Origin of the sequence: Sebaldella sp. S0638 (assembly GCF_024158605.1) — a bacterium.
Classification (GTDB): Bacteria; Fusobacteriota; Fusobacteriia; order Fusobacteriales; family Leptotrichiaceae; genus Sebaldella.
The window spans coordinates 1-736 of record NZ_JAMZGM010000107.1; the positions used below are offsets into that span (position 1 = coordinate 1).

Sequence of the window (736 nt, forward strand, 5' to 3'; positions counted from 1 at the left end):
GAAATCACACAGCCCGCAGAAGGAGTAGTCTGGTACACTAAAAGAACAGTAAGCGGGAAAAATGTTTATGATATAACAGCTATAAACTGTAATGCCAAATTTGATTATGAAATATATGAATACAATTAGGAGTAGCTATGTGGAAAGATAAAAAAGTAATAAGAAAAGCAAAAGTAATAACAGTTCCCACAAATACGCCGTTTAAACTATCAGATTATACTCAGGGAATAGCCTGGGGAGAGCATATATTGAAAACCGGAATAATAAATATGGAGCATGGTTATGATACCTATAGTGTAGAAGTACAGAATGTAAGAACCGGCCATGATACCTATTATACAAGAATATTAAAAAAGAGAGTACAGTTAAATAACACACCTAATAATTATCATATTCCGTATAATCAGTTTGGGCAGATACAAACCTTGCTTAATGAATCTGGACTTGCAGGTATAACAATTCATATAACAGTAAAAAACTGTGTCCCCCCATTGCAGGTACTGGTACTTTTAAACAGTCAATACTGGGTAATAAATCAAACATCAAATAATGCGTCATTTTTGATAACAGGAACTTTAAAAATACCGCCATCATCTAGCAGTCTTTTAGAAGTGCAGCTAATACCAACAAGCGGTCAGGTAATGACAACAACCACAGCAGATATATCTTTTTACAGATTCTATGGTGTAGAAGAAGAAATAAACGGAACAACGAATGTAATAGCATATGAGGTGGA

At 34.2% G+C, this 736-nt stretch carries 1 protein-coding gene; it reads left to right on the top strand.

Annotation, left to right across the window (positions count from 1 at the left end; genetic code table 11):
- Nucleotides 1-137 precede the first annotated feature (137 nt).
- Nucleotides 138-736: hypothetical protein (locus NK213_RS17790; protein ID WP_253351702.1), on the top strand; the 599-nt coding region annotated here is incomplete at its 3' end.